The sequence below is a fragment of the Cellulomonas sp. P4_A2 genome (assembly GCF_056402515.1).
On sequence record NZ_JBFUHG010000078.1, the window covers coordinates 1 to 507 of the forward strand.

Sequence of the window (507 nt, forward strand, 5' to 3'; positions counted from 1 at the left end):
CCTGCCCGACAGGCTCGGGCGCTTTGCCCGAGCCTGAGCGGGTTTGCCCGCATCAGCGGCTAGCGTCGAGCCGACCGGATTCGAACGGACTCCATCGGGCGTGACGCAGCGACCGGACGCTACGCGGCGACCGGATGCGACGCGGCAGCCGGTGCGGTCGGATCCGACCGGGATCGGCTGGGCAGGCGCGAGGGAGACCGCGGTGACGGAGCAGCAGCAGGAGGCGTCGAGGGACGCCGTCATGACCAGGATCGGCCAGGCGATCATGCTGCTGCACGGTGGCGACCGGGAAGAGGCCCGGAACCGATTCGGCGCAATCTGGTCGGAGATCGGCGAGGACGGCGACGCCCTTCACCGCTGCACCCTCGCGCACTACATGGCAGACACCCAGGACGATCCCGGTGATGAACTGGCTTGGGACCTGAGGGCGTTGACCGCCGCAGAGGGGCTGACTGATGAGCGGGCGGCGGAGCACCGGGACGCGCTCGCGGTCCGGGCCTTCTATCC

The 507-nt window shown here is 70.4% G+C and carries 1 pseudogene; it reads left to right on the forward strand.

Features of this window, described 5'->3' with window-relative positions:
- Positions 1–202 precede the first annotated feature (202 nt).
- Positions 203–507, forward strand: a pseudogene (locus tag AC1DUE_RS20165) (hypothetical protein); the annotation flags it as partial.